Source organism: Streptosporangium sp. H16 (assembly GCF_051918855.1).
In the GTDB taxonomy this organism is placed as follows: Bacteria; Actinomycetota; Actinomycetes; order Streptosporangiales; family Streptosporangiaceae; genus Streptosporangium.
Genome location: NZ_JBPXMD010000002.1, coordinates 546,175 through 562,943, shown reverse-complemented (window position 1 = coordinate 562,943; position 16,769 = coordinate 546,175). Strand labels below are relative to the sequence as shown.

Here is a 16,769-nt window from a genome sequence, read left to right as displayed (position 1 = left end):
GGCCGCTCAGGAACCGATTCCCTCGAGGACGACGGCGAGTCCCTGGCCGACGCCGACGCAGATGGCGGCCAGGCCGTACCCGCCGCCCCGGCGGTGCAACTCGTGGGCGAGGGTGCCGAGGATACGCGCCCCCGAGGAGCCGAGGGGGTGGCCGAGCGCGATGGCGCCGCCGTTGACGTTGACGATCTCGGGATCGAGGTCGGGCCACTCGGCGAGGCACGCCAGCGACTGGGCGGCGAACGCCTCGTTGAGCTCGACCACGCTCAGGTCGGACCAGCCGACGCCCGCCCGCTTGAGGGCCGTACGGGCCGCGTCGACCGGCCCGATGCCGAACAGGTGCGGCTCGACGCCGATCACCGCGCGGGAGACGATCCTGGCCAGCGGGGCCCGTCCGGACCGGGCGGCCCCCGCCTCGTCGCCGACGAGCAGCGCGGCCGCGCCGTCGTTGAGCGGGGAGGCGTTTCCCGCGGTGACGGTGCCGCCGGCGCGGAAGATCGGCTTCAGACCGGCCAGGGACTCCTCGGTCGAGTCGGCCCTGACGGACTCGTCGTGGCCGAGGGCGTCGAGCGGGACCACCTCGCGGTCGAAGACGCCGCGCTCCCAGGCCGCCGCCGCGCGCCGGTGGCTGCGCAGCGCGAACCGGTCCTGGGCCTCGCGGCCGATGTCGTAGCGGTCGGCGAGGATCTCGGCGCCCTCACCCAGGGCGACCGTCCACTCGGCGGGCATCCGGGGATTGACCATGCGCCAGCCGAGGGCGGTGTCGTGCAGGGTCCGCTCTCCCCGGTCGAAGCCCCGCGCGGGCTTGGGCATCACCCACGGCGCCCGGCTCATCGACTCGGAACCTCCGGCGACTACCAGGGAGGCGTCGCCCACGGCCACCGCGCGGGAGGCGGCGATCGCCGCCTCCAGGCCGGAGCCGCACAGCCGGTTGAGGGTCGTGCCGGGCACCGTCACCGGCAGCCCGGCCAGGAGCACGGCCATCCGCGCGACGTCCCGGTTGTCCTCGCCCGCCCCGTTGGCCGCGCCGAAGAACACGTCCTCGATGGCAGCGGGGTCGAGCGCGGGGGCGCGGTCGGCCAGCGCGCGGACGACGTGCGCGGCCAGGTCGTCGGGGCGGACGCCCGACAGGGCCCCGCCGTACCGGCCGATGGGCGTGCGGACCGCGTCGAGGATGTAGACGTCGTTCACGTTCGGAGGCTCCTGTCGGCCGGGGGCTCGGCGAGCGGGGCCACCGTGGCCATCGTTCCTCCCCGCGCGTCCTGGATACCCGGATCGGTGGACGTTCGTCATGCGTACGAATGTTCTCTAAATGAACATACTGAGGTGTCGTTCGGGCGGTCAACTTCGCCGCCCGACATTCCTTGACACGCCGGATGCCGGGGCGTAGCTTCCGCGATACGCATCGTGCGTTCAGGGAATCATTGTTCGCATAACGCACGCCCATTCCCAACCTCTTCCCTCCGGAAGGTTCCGTGCGTCGTTCCCCAGCCCTCCTGGCCGGCCATGACCAGCCGTGACTCACCATGACTCAACATGACAAAGGAGACGCCATGTCGCTGATGGATGCCAAGACGTGGACCGGGCAGGTTTTCGGGGACGGCTGGATCACCTCGCGCGCGGGTGACGCGGCCGTGGTCGAGCCCGCCACCGGCGCGGAGCTCGGCCGGGTCGGCGTGGCCGGGCCCGAGGACGTGGCGGCGGCGGCCGTGCGCGCCGTACGGGCACAGCGGGAGTGGGCGGCGACCTCGTTCGAGGAGCGGGCGGCCGTGCTGCGGCGGGCCGGGAGGCTGTTCGAGGAGCACGCGGAGGAGATCCAGGACTGGCTGGTCCGCGAGGCCGGGTCGATCCGCCCCAAGGCGGGCGTGGAGACGCACGTCGCCGCCCAGGAGTGCCACGAGGCCGCCGCGCTGGCGTCCCAGCCGCTGGGGGAGATCCTGCCCACCGTCAAGCAGCGGCTCAGCCTGGCCCGCCGCGTACCCGCCGGGGTGGTCGGGGTGATCGCCCCGTTCAACTTCCCGCTGGTCCTCGCCATCCGCTCGGTCGCCCCCGCGCTCGCCCTGGGGAACGCGGTGATCCTCAAGCCCGACCCGCGTACCGCCGTCTCCGGGGGCGTCGCCATCGCCCGCGTCTTCGAGGAGGCGGGCCTGCCGCCCGGGCTGCTCCACGTGCTGCCGGGAGGGGTGGCGGCCGGTCAGGCGCTGGTCGGCGATCCGCTGGTACGGGTGATCTCCTTCACCGGCTCGACCTCGGCGGGGCGCGCGGTCGGCGAGGCGTGCGGACGGCTGCTCAAGCGGGCGCACCTGGAGCTCGGCGGCAACAGCGCGCTGATCGTCCTGGACGACGCGGACCTGGACCTCGCCGTCTCGGCGGGCGCCTGGGGCTCCTTCCTGCACCAGGGGCAGATCTGCATGACCACCGGACGCCACCTGGTGCACTCCTCGATCGCGGAGGAGTACGTGGCGCGGCTCGCGGAGAAGGCCGACCACCTGCCGGTCGGCGACCCGGCGGGCGGGCAGGTCGCGCTCGGCCCGCTGATCGACGCCGGCCAGCGGGACAAGGTCCACGGCCTGGTCTCCGCGAGCGTCGACGCCGGGGCGCGGCTGGCCGCGGGCGGCACCTACGAGGGGCTCTTCTACCGGCCCACGGTCCTGGCCGACCTGCCCGCGCACGCTCCCGCGTACGTCCAGGAGGTGTTCGGGCCGGTCGCGCCCGTCGTGCCGTTCTCCACGATCGAGGAGGCCGCCGCGCTGGCGTCCGACAGCGAGTACGGCCTGTCGCTGGGCGTCCTGACGCGCGACGCGATGCGCGGCCTGGCACTGGCCGACCTCGTTCCCACCGGGATCGTGCACGTCAACGACCAGACGGTGGACGACGAGGCGGTGGCCCCGTTCGGTGGGGTCGGCGCGTCGGGTACCGGCTCGCGCTTCGGCGGGGGACGGGCCAACATCGAGGCCTTCACCGAGACCCGCTGGGTGACGATGCAAGGAAATATCGCGACGTATCCCTTCTGACTCCCTGCCGGCGGGCTGCATAACCTCCCCCGATGATGCGCTGTGAGGCCTATGGGAGAGTTGGGCAATGCTCGAGCGGGGAGTCGGTGTGTCACGGGTGTCGTGGATGTCGCGGGTGTTGCTCGTCGCGGGGTTCGTGCTCGCGGCGCTCAACCTGCGGCCCGCGCTGGCGGGCATCTCCCCGGTACTGGACGAGATCATGGACGACCTCGGGCTGAGCGCCGCCGGGGGCGGGGCGATCACCACGGTCATGGTGGTCTGCCTGGGTGTCCTCGGCCCGCTCGCCCCCCTGCTCGCCCGCCGCTTCGGCCTGGACCGCACGCTCATGGCCGGGCTGCTGATCCTGGCGGCCGGGGTGGCGCTGCGCAGCACGGGAAGCGTCCCCGCGCTCTACGCGGGCGCGGCCGTCGCCGGTACGGCCATCGCCGTGATGAACGTCGCGATGCCGGGCGTGGTCAAGCAGCACTTCCCCACGCGGGTCGGGCCGTTCACCGCGATCTACGTCTCCGGCCTGGTGCTGGGCGCCGCGGTGGCGTCCGGTTCGGTGGTCCCGATCGAGCGGGCCACCGGGCTCGGCTGGCGCGAGGTGACGGCGATGACCGCGATCCCGGCACTGGCGGCGGCGGCGCTCTGGCTGCCCCAGGCGCTGCGCCGCCCCGCCCGCCCGGAGGTCGCGCCCAGGCCGTTCGCCCTGCTGCTCCGCAGCCGGGTGACCTGGTACGTCACCGTCTACATGGGCCTGCAGTCGCTGACCTTCTACATCATGCTGGCCTGGATACCGACGATCTTCAAGGACGCGGGACTCCCCGCGGACCAGGCCGGATACATGCTCAGCCTCACCAACCTGGCCCAGGTGGCGGCCACGCTGACCGTCCCGGTGCTCGCGGGCCTGGCCCGGTCGCAGGTGCCGTACGTCACCGCCGCGACCCTTCTCACGATCGCCGGATACCTCGGCGTGCTGATCGCCCCCGCCGCCCTGCCGTGGCTCTGGATGATCGTCCTCGGGGTGGGGCAGGGCGCCTCGATCGCGCTGGCCCTGCTCATCATCACGCTCCGCGCGCCCGACCCGGTCTCGGTCACCGCCCTGTCGGCCGTCGCCCAGTCCGTCGGCTACACGCTGGCCGCGCTCGGACCGCTCCTGATCGGCGCGCTCCACCAGCTCTCGGGTGGCTGGACGCTGCCGCTGCTGGCCGGGATCGGCGCGTGCGGCCTGCAGCTGGCGGCCGGGTTCCTGGCCGGGCGCCCGGTCGCGCCGTCCGGCGCGGGAGAGTCTCGCCCGGCCGAGGGCTCGCCCTCCCTGGCCTGACCTGTGTGCCGTAAAAGCCCTGGTCAGCGGGGTTAAGCGGCCTCTTGTGGCTTTCCGGGCGGGCGCGTAGCGTGGGACGGGGCCGCCACCGGACGACGAAGGGCGGAGCCGCGATCGGCGGCACGCCGTACGGCATCGCGTTCACCCGGATCCGGGGTGGCCGTCATTGCATTCTCTTTGTCTCTTTGCGACTCTCTTCGCGACGACGACCCCGTGTCACCGGGGCTCCCCGCGATGTGGACGGGGGCGGACATGGTCGCGACGGCGCGACGGCTCGTGAGGCGGGTTCCCGCCACCGGCGCTGATCTGCTGGTCGACTGCCTGGAGAGGTCGGGGGTCGAGTACGTCTTCGGGATCCCGGGCGCCAAGATCGACGCGGTGTTCGACGCCCTGGTCGGCGCAGGGCCACGACTGGTGGTGTGCCGGCACGAGCAGAACGCCGCCTTCATGGCGGCGGCGGCCGGCCGGCTCACCGGACGGCCCGGCGTGGTGCTGGTGACCTCCGGGCCCGGCACCTCCAACCTGGCCACCGGCCTGGCGACGGCGACCACGGAGGGCGACCCGGTCGTCGCGTTCGCCGGGGCGGTGCCCCGCGCCGACCGGCTGAAGCGGACGCACCGGTCGATGGACTCGGTCGGCCTGCTCCGGGCGGTCTGCAAGTCCACCTGGGAGGTGGACGACGTGGCGGCCCTGCCAAAAGTCGTGTCGAACGCCTACCGGGCGGCCTCCACCTCGCCCCGCGGAGCCGTGGCCGTCATCCTCCCGCAGGACCTTCTCGGTGACGCCACCACGGAGTCACCCGCCGGGGCTCCGGACGTGCCGCGGCTCGGGCCCGCCCCTCCGGAGGCGGTCGACCGGGCCGCGGACGCCGTCAGGCGGGCCCGGACGCCGGTCGCGCTGCTCGGGGCCCGGACCGGCGACCAGGTCACGGCCGAGGCGGTGCGCGGCCTGATGGCGCGCACCGGGCTGCCGGTGGTGGAGACCTTCCAGGCCGCCGGGGTGGTGCCGCGAGGGGAGCTGGAGGAACGCTTCCTCGGCAGGGTCGGCCTGTTCCGCAACCAGCCGGGGGACGAGGCGCTGGGCCAGGCGGACCTCGTCCTCGCCGTCGGGTACGACCACGTCGAGTACGACCCCGGGCTGTGGAACCCGGGCCCCGGGGCGGGACCGGAGATCGTCCACCTGGACGACTGCCCGGCGGAGATCGACAATCGCTACCGGCCGTCGGTCGAGCTGCGCGGCGACGTGGCGGCCACCGTGACGGCGCTGGCCGACCGGCTGGACGGGCTGGCCCTCGCACGCGGCGCCGCGGCCCGTGTCGCGAGGTTGCGCGCCAGGCTCGCCGACCTGGACACCGCGCCCGCCGAGTCCCGTCCGGGCCGGATCCATCCCCTGCGGATCGTCCGCGCCCTGCGTGAGGCGGTCGACGACGACACCACCGTGGTCTGCGACGTCGGTTCCCACTACATCTGGATGGCCCGTCACTTCCGGACCTACCGGCCACGCGGCCTGCTGTTCTCCAACGGCCGGCAGACGCTCGGCGTGGCACTGCCCTGGGCCGTCGCCACGGCGCTGGTGCGGCCGGGCCACAAGGTGGTGTCCGTCTCCGGCGACGGGGGCTTCCTCTTCTCCGCCATGGAACTGGAGACCGCCGTGCGCGTCGGCGCCGATCTCACGCATCTGGTGTGGCGCGACGGCACCTACGACATGGTCGCCTTCCAGGAGCGGCTGAAGTACGGGCGGACGTCGGGGGTCGACTTCGGCCCGATCGACACGGTGCGTTTCGCCGAGAGCTTCGGCGCGACCGGGATGCGGGCGACCTGCGCGGACGAGCTCCCCGCGGTGCTCCGCCGGGCCCTCGACACGCCGGGTCCCGTCGTCGTCGACGTGCCGGTCGACTACGGTGACAACGAGAGCCTCGGGGCGGTTCTGCGCCTGGAATCGTTCGAGTGACATCCGTCCGCCCTTCGGGGCGGCGCGGATCATCGGCCGCCCGCACGTCCCGTTCCCTTCGCGAGTCGTTGTTCCAATGGTCATCCAAGCGGCTTACGTTCCTGAACATGATCCGTAGGCTTCTGGCCGCGGCGCTGACGGTCCTCGCGACCGGTACCGTCGCCGTTGTGCTGCAACAACCCGAACCCGCCACCGCCGAGCCGCGCGGCCGCGAACCCCTCGTCATCGCCCACCGGGGCGCCAGCGCGCACCGGCCCGAGCACACCCTGCTCTCGTACGAGACCGCGATCGCGCTCGGTGCCGACTACATCGAGCCCGACCTGGTCTCGACGAAGGACCACGTGCTGGTGGCCAGGCACGAGAACGAGATCGGCGGCACCACGGACGTCGAGAACCACCCCGAGTTCGCGGCGCGTCGGACGACCAAGACCATCGACGGCACCCCGATCACCGGCTGGTTCACCGAGGACTTCACGCTCGCGGAGCTGAAGACGCTCAGGGCCGAGGAGCGCGTTCCCGACCTGCGTCCGGACAACACCGCCTTCAACGGCCTCGCGGAGATCCCGACCTTCGACGAGGTCGTCGCGCTCGCCAAGCGCAGCGGGGTCGGCGTCTACCCCGAGACCAAGCACCCGACCTACTTCGACTCCATCGGCCTCTCCCTGGAGGAGCCGCTGCTCGACGTGCTCGGCCGGCACGGCTGGCGCGGGAGCCGCGACCCGGTCTTCATCCAGTCCTTCGAGACCGCCAACCTGCGCGAGCTGAGCAAGCGGACCAAGCTGCCGCTGATCCAGCTCGTCACCGCCACCGGCGCCCCGTACGACTGGGTCGCCGCCGGAGACCCGCGCACCTACGACACCATGGTCACCCCCGCCGGGCTCCGTGACGTGGCGAGCTACGCGGACGGCGTCGGCGTCGACACCAGGCGGATCGTGCCCGCCGGCCCCGACGGACGCCTCCTGCCGCCCACCCCGCTCATCCGGGACGCCCACCGGGCCGGTCTGAAGGTCCACACCTGGACCGTCAGGAACGAGAACTCGCAGCTCCCGGTGGACTTCCGGTTCGGCAACCCGGCGAGCCCGGCCTACCCGCGCGCCACCGGCAACGTGATGGGCTGGCTGGAGAGGCTCTACTCCCTCGGCGTCGACGGCGTCTTCGCCGACGACCCGGGCATGGCCAACGCCGTCAGGGAGCGCGTCTTCTAGCATCCCCCGGCCCCGATCACCCGGGTACGGCGATCCGCACGGGGTCTCGCGGCGGCGGGACCCCGTGCGGGCCGGGAACGCGGCTAACGGACGGGGAAGGGGGCCGGCGGCTGCCTGTCCGTGACGGCCGTGTAGAGGTCCTCGGCCAGGCCCTCGCCTCCCCGGGGGGCGAACGGCCCGATCGCGGTGATGTGCCCGTCGGGCCGCACCAGCACCAGCGTGTCGTCGGGGACGCCGAACCGCAGGCGGACCCGCTCGCCGGGGTCGAGCAGGAGCCGGTCACGCAGCTCCGAGCCCGGTGGCACGTCCCACCTGCTGACCACGTACTGCCGCAGCGCGGGCGAGTCGGGGGGCGGAACCAGGGGAGCCCGCCGGGCGTCGGTGAAGTACAGCGCCACGAAGGAGTCCGCGCACAGGTCGTGCAGGTGGACCTCCCCGGCGGGGCCGAACAGCGGCAGGTCCGGGGCGCGGTCCCCGCGCCGCACCGGCGCGGGGGTGTCACCGGTCTTGACCATGCCCCAGTCGCCGGTGCCGTCCACGTCGAGCCGTACGCCCAGCAGCGTGCGCGTCTGGGCGGTTCCCCAGCCGCCCTCCGTCATGGCCGTGACGCCCGCACCGCGATGGGCCATGACGGCGCGGGCCGCCTCGGCCATCTTGCCCGAGCCCAGGGAGGCCACCGGGAGCTGCTCGCTCTCGTACCCGTCGAGCAGCCGGTCGTCCGCCCACCCCCGCAGCACCCACGCCAGGCGCCACACCAGGTTGGAGGTGTCCAGCGCCCCGGTGTTGAGGCCGAGGGCCCACATCGGCGTGATCAGGTGGGCGGCGTCCCCGAGCAGGAAGACCCGGTGGTCACGCCAGCGGCTCGCGATCCGGTGATGGACGCGGTAGACGTTGCAGCCCACCAGCCGCGAGGGGCCCACCTCCCCGAGGAAGCGCAGCGCCCTGTCCCGCAGCTCCGCCTCGTCCGGTTCCGGCGTGCCCGGCTTGAGCGCGTAGACGAAGCGCCAGCAGTGCGGCAGGCGCACCACGACCACCCACTCCTCCGGGTCGGAGAAGTAACCCAGGTAGGGATAGTCGCGCGGGGTGTCGACGTCGAGGTCGACCTCCAGGTCGACGAGCACGTACCGCTCCTCCAGCGTCCGGCCCTCGACGGTCACCCCGAGCGTCCCCCGGACGGACGACCGCCCGCCGTCGCAGCCCAGCAGGAACGACCCGCGGATCACCCGCGGCCCCGAGGTCGTCTCCGCGGTCACCTCCACCCCGTCCGGATCCTGCCGGAAACCGGTCACGCGGTGTCCCATGCGCAGGGCGCCCGGCGCCCTGCGCTCCAGCTCGTCGCGGAGCACCGGCTCCAGGTGGTGCTGCGGGATGTTGGCGAGGAAGGGGAACCGGGTGTCCCCGGCCAGCGCGTCCGTACGCACCCGGAACCTGGGCAGGCCCGTGGCACGTTCGAACTCGCCGATCTCGTCGACGCGCAGCGCGGCGCGGAGCACCGGGGGCAGCGCCCCGTACCGGTGCAGGATCTCCAGGCTGCGGGTGAGCAGCGAGCCGGCCTTGGTGTCCGGGGACAGTCGTTCGTCCTCCTCGAGCACCACGACCGGGAGGCCGTGGTGGGCGAGCCCGAGCGCGGTGATGAGCCCCACGGGACCCGCGCCGGCCACGACGATCGGAGCGGGCCGCTCACCGCCGGCCGACGAGGCCCGCTCACCGGAGGCGGGTGCGGGGCGTTCACCGGAGGCCGGGACAGGCCGCTCACCTGCGGTCGGGTGGTCAGCCATTCTTCAACTCCACCAGGCGCGAGACGTATCTCGTCTCTCCCACGTTCGTCAGCTTGTGCACCGCGCCCGGATCCCTGAAGATCACCGAACCGCGCGGTTCCGGCGCGTCGATCAGCTGCCCGTCGGCGGTCTCGATGACGTTGAGGGCCTCCTCGACCGCGATGACGAGGTACGGGTGGTCGTGCCGGTGCAGGGGCTGGGTCTGGCCCGGTTCCAGCTCGATCTGCCATACCCTGACCAGCTCGTTCTCGAAGACGACGTGCTGGCCCACCGGGCCCAGCCCGGTCTCGCCCGCTTCTGGATCACTCATCGGATACCTCCGTGTCGACTCGGATGATGTGGCGGGTGCCTGCCGGGAGAGCCGGGTTCAGGCGGTGGTCTCGCGCGCCCACGGCAACAGGAGGTGTTCGATCGCGACCAGGACGTAGAACAGCGCGATGCTCATCGCGCCGAGCAGGACCATCGCGGCGAACGCGAGCGCGGTGTCCGCGCTCGCGCCGGACTGGACGATGACGTAGCCGAGCCCCGCCTGGGCGCCGACGAACTCGCCGATCACCGCGCCGATGACGGCCAGCGAGATCGCGACCTTCAGCCCGACGAAGATCTGCGGCAGGGCGTGCGGGAAGCGCACCTGGAGGAACAGGCGCCACCAGCTCGCCCGGAGCGACCTGCTCAGCTCGACGAACTCCGCCGGGGTGGACCGCAGGCCGGTGGCCGTGGAGATCACGATGGGGAAGAAGCAGACGAGGAAGACCATCACCACCTTGGGGAGCTGGCCGAATCCCATCCACACGACCAGGATCGGCGCGACGGCCACCTTGGGCACCGCGTTCACGGCGATCAGCAGCGGGTAGACGCTCTCCTCGACGATCCGGAACGTGGCGATCAGGACCGCGATCAGCACGCCCGCCACCACGGCGAGCGCGTACCCCTGCAGCGTCTCCACCAGCGTCACCCAGGTCTGGTCGAGCAGGTAGCCGCCGTGCTCACCGAAGACGGCGAGCACGTCGGGAGGCGCGGGCAGGACGTACGGCGCGATGTCGAAGACGACCGTGGCCAGCCACCAGGCCGCCACGGTCAGTACCGCGCCGGCCGCGGGAAGCACCCAGACCCTCATCCGGCGGTTCTCCCCGTCGGTTCCCCGGACGAGCCAGGAGCCGGCTCGCCGGCCTGTTCACCGGCCTGTTCGTCGAACCGTTCGCTGTCTTGTTCGCCGGTTTGCTCGCCGAGCGGCTCGGCGAGCAGCGAGCGCAGCTCCGCGCCGTACCCGGCCAGCCGCTCCGCGTGGGCGTCGCGGCCCAGGGAGCGCGGCCGGGGCACGTCGATTTCCACGATCTCCCGGACCCTGCCGGGCCGCGGGCTGAGCACCACGACCCGGTCCGCGAGCAGTACCGCCTCTTCGATGGAGTGGGTGACGAGGACGACCGTCGCGGCGCTCTCCGCCCGGATCCGCTGGAGCTCGGCGGAGAGCTCCTCGCGGGTGAGCGCGTCCAGCGCGGAGAACGGCTCGTCCATGAGCATCACCTTCGGCTCGCAGATCAGCGACCGGCACAGGGCCACCCGCTGCTGCATGCCACCCGACAGCTCGTGCGGGAGCCGCTTCTCGAACCCCTCCAGCCCGGCCACGCGCAGCAGCTCGCGCGCGCGGCCGAGATGGGCGGCCTTCGACCTGCCGAGGAACTCCACGGGCAGCAGCACGTTGCCGAGGACCGTCCGCCACGGGAGCAGGGCGGGCCGCTGGAACATGAGGCTGACATCGGGACGGGGCCCGGTCACCGGCTCTCCCGCGACCCGCACCTCCCCGCCGGTCGCCGGGATGAGACCGGCGACCAGCCGCAGGAGCGTCGACTTCCCGCAGCCCGAGCGCCCGATCACCGCCACGAACTCGTGCTCGCGCACCCGCAGGCCGATTCCCTCCAGCGCGGTCACCGGTCCGGCCCTGCCCGGGAACACGCAGGACAGATCCGATATTTCGATCATGTCAGGATCCGGGGGCCAGGCCGAAGGTGACGATGTCGGAGGGCTTGAAACCGGGCTGGATCACCTTCGCGTCTTCGAGGATGGTGATGACGGCGGCCAGACGGCTCTCGTCCAGCGCGCCCACGGGCACCCCGGCCTCCGACGGCCGTACGAAGGCGGCCATCTCCTTCAGTTCCGCGGCCGCGGTGACCGGGTTCTGGGTCGGGTGATACTTGTTCAGGATTTTTCCGGACTCGTCGGGGTTGTCGACGGCGTACTCCAGCCCCTTGAGCAGGGCGTCCCGGAACTTCGTCACCATCTCGGGCTTCTCGGCCGCCATCTTCGCGGTGGTCGTGAGGATGTTGCCGTACATCTCCTTGACGTGGTCGCTGTACGGCAGGACCACGGCCTTGCGTCCCTGGGCCGCCTGCTCGATGGTCGGCCTGCCCACCACGAACTGGCCGATGGCGTCGACCTTGCCCGAGGACAGCAGCTGCGGGAGCGACGGCGGCGGCGCGGGGACGAAGGTGACCTTGGCCGGGTCGATCCCGGCGGCCTTGGCGTACGCGGGGAAGACGAGCTTCACGGCCGAGCCGGGCGGGTCGGCGATCTTCTTGCCCTCCAGGTCCTTGGGGGCGGCGATGCCCGAGCCCTCGAGGGCGATGACGGCGGTGAGCGACCGCTGCTGGATCGCCGCCACGCCGGTGACCGGCAGCTTCTGCCCCGCCAGGGTGACGATGGAGCCGGTCAGGTCGGTGATCCCGAAGTCGGCCTGGCCGCTCGCGATCAGTTTGAGGGAGTCGGCCGTGCCGCTGCCGGGTCTGATGGTGACGTCGAACCCGGCGTCCCTGAAATATCCCTTCTCCAGGGCGACATAGGCGTAGGCGTCGCGCCCGAAGACGTTGAACGAGGTCAGATAGTTGATTTTCGTGGCCGCCGCAGGCGCGGACGGCGCGCCGGAGCCCGTCGCGGAGGTGCTGCCGGTGTCGGCGTTCGCACACGCGCTCGCAACCAGGAGGCATAAGGCTGCCAGCGAGCCGCGGACGATCGTCGGGATGTTCACAGGTCCCCTTCCGTTACCGGATTTGATCAAAGCGTTTTTGATCAAATCCGGCAACAGTCCGGGATTACCTTCTTGTCAACTTTTCATCAGAAACCGCGTCCCTCAGGCGACCTCGACCATCCGCTCGGCGTCGTCCATGGGGCGCAGCTCGTCGGCGTAGCTCACCGAGACGCGGCGCATCACGCCGCTGTCGCTGATGGAGTACTGGCCCAGGCGCCACAGCGGCGGCGAGTAGGCGTGGATCGAGACGCTGCCGTGCACCGCGCCGGTCAGCCGGTGGATGTGGTCGGGGCCGAAGGAGAAGGACTCGCCCTCCGAGATCACGGTCTCCAGGTGCTCGCCGCCGATGCGGGGGTTGCACTCCAGGAGCGTCCCGGCCACGACGCGGACCGCCCCGGAGGAGGTGTCGTGGTCGTGCCAGCCGGTGTCGTCCTCGGGACGCCAGCACAGCAGCCAGACGTCCACGTGGGAGTCGCGGTAGAGGGAGGCGAAGTGGCGCCCTCCCTCCTCGGGGAACTCCACCTGGTCCTGCCAGGTGGACGGGTCGGCGGCCAGATCGTTGACCAGGTCGAGGAGCTCGCGCCGGTCGAGGGCGCGGGCGGGCAGGGCCTCGTAGCTCATATAGCTCATGAGGTCTCACCGCCGAACGGCCCGAAGCCCGCGATGGCCACTCGCCAGGCGTGACCGACATGACGGGCGTGACGGGCGTGACCGGTGCGGTCGGCGGGCCCGGCGGCTCGTGCGGGCCGCTCGCTCACGGCTCTCTTCGCCGGGAGCACACAGCTCTCGCGGCCCTGGTACTGGTTCACTTGCGCGACTCCTTTCCGTTCAGCAGGCGGTTCGGGTTGGTGACCGCGATGGCGTGCCAGGCGGCGTCGCCGAGCACGGGGTCGGGTGCGGTGGCGTAGGGCCGGTCGGAACCGCTGACCACGATGTCGACGCCGAGCTCGCGGACGACGGCGTCGATGGCGCGCGGGCCGTAGGAGGAGGTCTCCAGGAACAGGTCGGGGTCGACCTGTCCCCGGCCCTCGCCGCCCCGGTTGGCCAGGCGCTCGGAGTGGAGCGGGGCCAGCCCGGCGAGCAGCGAGAAGCAGACCCGCAGGCGGGGGTGGCGGGCCCGGCCGAAGGCGGCGAAGGCGTACCACGCGGCGTGCATCTGCTGCACGTACGGCACGACTGCGGGCCACCAGCCGGGCCCCTCGGGCTCGGCGGCGGGGCCGGGGTGCACGAAGAGCGGCAGGTCGCGCTCGGTGAGCACGTCGAGCAGCGGGGCGACCCCGGCCAGGCCGGCGGCGTCGCGCACGGCGGTCGCGGGCAGCTGGAGCCCGGCGAATCCCAGCCGCACGTCCCGCGCGCCGCCTTTGTTCTTCGCGCGGTCTTCGTCCTTCGCGCCGCCTTCGCCCTTCGCGTCGTTCCGTACGCCGTCCCGCGCGTCGAGGGTCTTGGCGAGCCTGGCGGGATCGATCTCGCTGAGGCAGGTCGCCGCCCAGGCGCCGAAGGGCGCGGGCAGCGCGAGGGCGTCCTCGTGATAGGCGTCGATGATCGGCCAGGCGTCGTCGGGGGGCAGCGACTCGATGCCGAGCGGGCTGGAGAGTGACACGAGAGCCAGGTCGAGCCCCGAGTTCAGCGCGAGGCGATCGGTGAGGTCGTGGTCGGCGGGGTCGACCTCGTAGGCGGGTTCGCCGTCCAGATGGAGGGTCCAGCCGTCGAGCCGGGGCGCGGTCGTGCGACGTCTGAGCGCGTCCACGAACGCGGGCGTCCACAGATGCTGGTGAACGTCGACGGTCACGACGGGTCCCCTCCTTTCGCGCCTTCGAGTTATTTCCTACCTAGAATAGGGGTAAACGCCTTCACCTCGCCACATCCAACAGTGACACGGTTCAGTGAACCGTTTCAGTGAACCGCTTCACCTGGCTTGGTGTCAATACCTCCCGATGTCCCGCGACGCCGCCGATCGCGCGGGGAACGCGCCTTCGAAGGCCCCGGGGAATAGGCTGGTCCGATGTCCCGGCCCCGGAAACGAGCGACCATACGTGAGGTGGCGAAGGCCACCGGTCTTTCGCCCGCCGCCGTCTCGTACGCCCTGCGCGGCATGCAGGTGTCGGAGGAGACCATCGAGCGGGTGCGGCAGGCCGCGGCCGAGCTCGGCTACGAGGCCGACCCCATCGCCCGCGCCCTGGCCAGCGGCCGGACCGGGATGATCGGCCTGCTCTGCGGCTCCCTGGAGGACCTCTGGCAGCAGGCGCTGGCCGTCGGCATCGGCCGGGCCCTCAAGGACAACGACCGCTACGCCCTGATCCTGGACGCCGCGGGAGATCCGGCCAGGGAGAACACGCTCGCCAGGCAGCTCCGTGACCAGCGGGTGGACGCGCTGATCGTGCAACCGGTCGACCCTGCGGCGCCGCTCTGGGCCGACCTGTGCGAGGGACTGCCGGTGGTGTCGATCGGCGACGCCCTCGCCGGGGCGCGCACGGCGGGTGAGGTCGTCTTCGACAACCGTGCCGGGGTGACCCTCGCCCTGGAGCATCTGCGCCGGCGGGGCCACCGGCGCCTGGCCGTCCTCACCTCGACGCGGGCCAGCACCCCCGACCGGCCCGCCGACGTGCACGTCCTGGCCGAGGCGGGGCGGCTGGGCCTGGACATCGAGATGGTCACCGCCTCGCAGTCGCTGGGACCCGCCACCCGGGTTGCGGGCGAGATGCTCGACGCCGGCCACCGGGCGTTCTTCTGCTTCGCCGACTCGATCGCCTACGGCGTCTACGCGGCCTCGGCCGAGCGGAAGCTGGGCATCCCGTTCGAGGTGTCCGTGATGGGTTACGACGACCATCCCATGTCGGGCCTGCTCACCCCCGGCCTGACCACGGTCGACTGGGACATCGACGGCATCGTCCGGGCCGCGGTCCGCATCGTGGTGGCGGCCGCCGACGGCAACACGCGCCGCCGCCGCATCGTCCAGGCGCCCCAGCTCCGCGAGCGCGGCTCGGTCGGCTGACTCACAGGTCTCGGGGAACGAGGCCGGGCAGGAGCCCGCGTGCCGCGTCGAGGTCGGCGTCCAGGGGACGGTCCTCCACCGCGGGATCGAGCGGCAGGTCGCAGGGCAGGCCGCGCCGCCGCAGGGCCCGTACCGAGGCCACCAGCTCGCACGCCAGGACGATCTCCAGCGGTTCGGCGGCGGCGAGCGCGGAGCGGGCCGCCTGCGGGGTGAAGCTCGCGTGGTCCTCGGTGCCCAGGGAGAGCACGGCGCCGCCCAGGGTGACCGGCGCGGCGAGGTGGCGCAGCTCGGCCAGCGCGGAGTGTGCGACGTATTCGAGGATCATGACCCCGGACAGCCCGGGACGTTCTGCCAGGAAGGGGAGCAGGCCCGTGTGGGCCGGATCGTTCAGGGTGGCGAGCCTGGCGGCGCTCAGCGTCGCGGTCTGCACGAGCGCGGCCCGCAGGGCGTCGAGGGCGAGCGCGACCCGCGCCGAGTGGAAGTTGCCGTTGTGCCAGGCCTGGCCGTCGGCGATCAGCGGGTTCTCCGGAGCCGCGTTCATCTCCTCGACGATCGTCCGCTCCGCCCGGCCGAGAGCGTCGAGGACGGCCCCGTGGACCTGCGGGAAGGCGCGGTAGCCGTACGGGTCCTGGACGCGACGCGGGCTGGTGGAGCCGACCAGTGCCCGCAGCTCGGTCGCGACCTCGGTCTGCTCGGGGCCGCGTTGCACGACGGGGGAGAGCGGTTCGAGCGAGGCCTCGATCGCCCGGAAGGAGTGGGCCGCGACCGCCGTGGCGGCGGACAGCAGGACGCCCAGGCGGTGACAGGCCAGCGCGGCGTCCGCCAGGGTCGCCGCGCCCGAGCTGATGAACGGCAGCGCGTCACAGGAGGCGAGCGCGAACCTGGGTACCGGATCTCCCGCCCGCGTCCTCGGCGGGCCGCCCCCCGCGTTCCCCGATCCGCTCCCGGCTCCATTCCCGGCTCCGCTCCCGGACGGGGGATTCCCGGTCCGTACGCCGGTGTCTCCGGTGTTTCCGCCCCGCGCCCCGGTCCGTACGTCCTCGGAGGGCGAGGTCCAGGGAAGCTCGCCCAGGAGGCAGAGCGCGGTCGTGGCCAGGGCGGTCAGGTCGCCGGTACCGATGGCGCCGTAGGTGCGGATCGGCGGGGTGAGGCCGCGGTTGACGGCCGCGGCGAGCACCGGCAGGAGCGCGGGATCGACCCCCGAGCCGCCGGCGAGCAACTGGTTGAGGCGGACCACGAGGGTGGCGCGGGCGCGGAACGCCTCGATCGCCGGTCCGGCGCCGCCCGCGTGGCTGCGGAGCAGGTCCAGGCCGGTGTTCTCGGCCGCCACGTCCTTGTTGGCGCCCACGCCGGTGGTCCGGCCGTACACGGGCCCGTTGAGCAGGCCGGCCATCCGCCATGCCGCCTCCGCGCGGCCGGTGGAGCCCAGCGCGATCCCGGAGCCGTGGGCCGCCCGGTCGACCTGCTCGCAGGTCAGGTGGGCGCCGTCAAGGACGACGGTCATC

At 72.6% G+C, this 16,769-nt stretch carries 14 protein-coding genes; 5 read left to right on the top strand and 9 right to left on the bottom strand.

The features are described from left to right. Nucleotides 1-6: 6 nt before the first annotated feature. Nucleotides 7-1,188, bottom strand: a complete 1,182-nt coding sequence (locus tag ACTOQ2_RS05510; RefSeq protein ID WP_440098623.1) for a thiolase family protein — start codon at nt 1,186-1,188, stop codon at nt 7-9. A gap of 362 nt (nt 1,189-1,550) precedes the next feature. Between ACTOQ2_RS05510 and ACTOQ2_RS05505 the strand changes: the two genes are divergently transcribed. From ACTOQ2_RS05505 to ACTOQ2_RS05490, 4 genes are all read left to right on the top strand, one after another. Next, nucleotides 1,551-3,011, top strand: coding sequence for a benzaldehyde dehydrogenase (locus tag ACTOQ2_RS05505; RefSeq protein ID WP_440098622.1), 1,461 nt, complete (start codon nt 1,551-1,553; stop codon nt 3,009-3,011). 88 nt (nt 3,012-3,099) lie between these two features. Beyond that, nucleotides 3,100-4,317, top strand: coding sequence for a CynX/NimT family MFS transporter (locus ACTOQ2_RS05500; protein ID WP_440098620.1), 1,218 nt, complete (start codon nt 3,100-3,102; stop codon nt 4,315-4,317). Between the two features lie 213 nt (nt 4,318-4,530). Next, a complete protein-coding gene (gene alsS / locus ACTOQ2_RS05495) occupies nt 4,531-6,267 on the top strand; it encodes an acetolactate synthase AlsS (protein ID WP_440098618.1) in 1,737 nt (578 codons plus the stop codon). A 107-nt stretch (nt 6,268-6,374) separates the two neighbouring features. Further along, nucleotides 6,375-7,472: a glycerophosphodiester phosphodiesterase gene (locus ACTOQ2_RS05490; protein WP_440098617.1), complete on the top strand. Its 1,098-nt coding sequence runs from the start codon at nt 6,375-6,377 to the stop codon at nt 7,470-7,472. A gap of 83 nt (nt 7,473-7,555) precedes the next feature. On the opposite strand, the gene ACTOQ2_RS05485 is transcribed toward ACTOQ2_RS05490, so the two are convergent. The 7 genes from ACTOQ2_RS05485 to ACTOQ2_RS05455 form a co-directional block, all read right to left on the bottom strand. Next, nucleotides 7,556-9,250: an FAD-dependent monooxygenase gene (locus ACTOQ2_RS05485; protein WP_440098616.1), complete on the bottom strand. Its 1,695-nt coding sequence runs from the start codon at nt 9,248-9,250 to the stop codon at nt 7,556-7,558. Then, the gene (locus tag ACTOQ2_RS05480; RefSeq protein WP_440072361.1) at nt 9,243-9,560 is read right to left on the bottom strand and encodes a hypothetical protein; all 318 of its coding nucleotides are present in this window, start codon (nt 9,558-9,560) and stop codon (nt 9,243-9,245) included. The genes ACTOQ2_RS05485 and ACTOQ2_RS05480 overlap by 8 nt, the downstream gene beginning before the upstream one ends. Nucleotides 9,561-9,617: 57 nt before the next feature. Continuing rightward, nucleotides 9,618-10,367, bottom strand: coding sequence for an ABC transporter permease (locus tag ACTOQ2_RS05475; protein ID WP_440098615.1), 750 nt, complete (start codon nt 10,365-10,367; stop codon nt 9,618-9,620). Beyond that, nucleotides 10,364-11,230 (bottom strand): ABC transporter ATP-binding protein, encoded by an 867-nt coding sequence (locus ACTOQ2_RS05470; RefSeq protein ID WP_440098614.1) that lies wholly within the window; start codon nt 11,228-11,230, stop codon nt 10,364-10,366. Before ACTOQ2_RS05470 ends, ACTOQ2_RS05475 begins: the two co-directional genes overlap by 4 nt. Nucleotide 11,231: 1 nt before the next feature. Beyond that, the gene (locus tag ACTOQ2_RS05465; protein ID WP_440098612.1) at nt 11,232-12,272 is read right to left on the bottom strand and encodes an ABC transporter substrate-binding protein; all 1,041 of its coding nucleotides are present in this window, start codon (nt 12,270-12,272) and stop codon (nt 11,232-11,234) included. Nucleotides 12,273-12,374: 102 nt separating this feature from the next. Next, a complete protein-coding gene (locus tag ACTOQ2_RS05460) occupies nt 12,375-12,902 on the bottom strand; it encodes a cysteine dioxygenase (RefSeq protein ID WP_440081703.1) in 528 nt (175 codons plus the stop codon). 175 nt (nt 12,903-13,077) lie between these two features. Beyond that, entirely contained in the window at nt 13,078-14,061 is a 984-nt protein-coding gene (locus ACTOQ2_RS05455) for an amidohydrolase (RefSeq protein ID WP_440098611.1), read from the bottom strand. Nucleotides 14,062-14,274: 213 nt separating this feature from the next. Here ACTOQ2_RS05455 and ACTOQ2_RS05450 point away from each other — a divergent pair, with 213 nt between their 5' ends. Further along, a complete protein-coding gene (locus ACTOQ2_RS05450) occupies nt 14,275-15,264 on the top strand; it encodes a LacI family DNA-binding transcriptional regulator (RefSeq protein ID WP_440098610.1) in 990 nt (329 codons plus the stop codon). Nucleotide 15,265: 1 nt separating this feature from the next. Here the strand turns inward: ACTOQ2_RS05450 and ACTOQ2_RS05445 are convergent, their stop codons facing one another. After that, complete coding sequence (locus ACTOQ2_RS05445; protein WP_440098609.1) at nt 15,266-16,768, bottom strand: aromatic amino acid lyase; 1,503 nt, start codon at nt 16,766-16,768, stop codon at nt 15,266-15,268. Nucleotide 16,769 lies beyond the last annotated feature (1 nt).

What these genes read in the sequence shown, in the direction of transcription:
- ACTOQ2_RS05505 (WP_440098622.1), top strand. Translation starts at nt 1,551, where the DNA reads ATGTCGCTGATGGATGCCAAGACGTGGACCGGGCAGGTTTTCGGGGAC.
- ACTOQ2_RS05490 (WP_440098617.1), top strand. Translation starts at nt 6,375, where the DNA reads ATGATCCGTAGGCTTCTGGCCGCGGCGCTGACGGTCCTCGCGACCGGT.
- ACTOQ2_RS05485 (WP_440098616.1), bottom strand. Translation starts at nt 9,250, where the DNA reads ATGGCTGACCACCCGACCGCAGGTGAGCGGCCTGTCCCGGCCTCCGGT.
- ACTOQ2_RS05480 (WP_440072361.1), bottom strand. Translation starts at nt 9,560, where the DNA reads ATGAGTGATCCAGAAGCGGGCGAGACCGGGCTGGGCCCGGTGGGCCAG.
- ACTOQ2_RS05475 (WP_440098615.1), bottom strand. Translation starts at nt 10,367, where the DNA reads ATGAGGGTCTGGGTGCTTCCCGCGGCCGGCGCGGTACTGACCGTGGCG.
- ACTOQ2_RS05470 (WP_440098614.1), bottom strand. Translation starts at nt 11,230, where the DNA reads ATGATCGAAATATCGGATCTGTCCTGCGTGTTCCCGGGCAGGGCCGGA.
- ACTOQ2_RS05460 (WP_440081703.1), bottom strand. Translation starts at nt 12,902, where the DNA reads ATGAGCTATATGAGCTACGAGGCCCTGCCCGCCCGCGCCCTCGACCGG.
- ACTOQ2_RS05450 (WP_440098610.1), top strand. Translation starts at nt 14,275, where the DNA reads ATGTCCCGGCCCCGGAAACGAGCGACCATACGTGAGGTGGCGAAGGCC.
- ACTOQ2_RS05445 (WP_440098609.1), bottom strand. Translation starts at nt 16,768, where the DNA reads ATGACCGTCGTCCTTGACGGCGCCCACCTGACCTGCGAGCAGGTCGAC.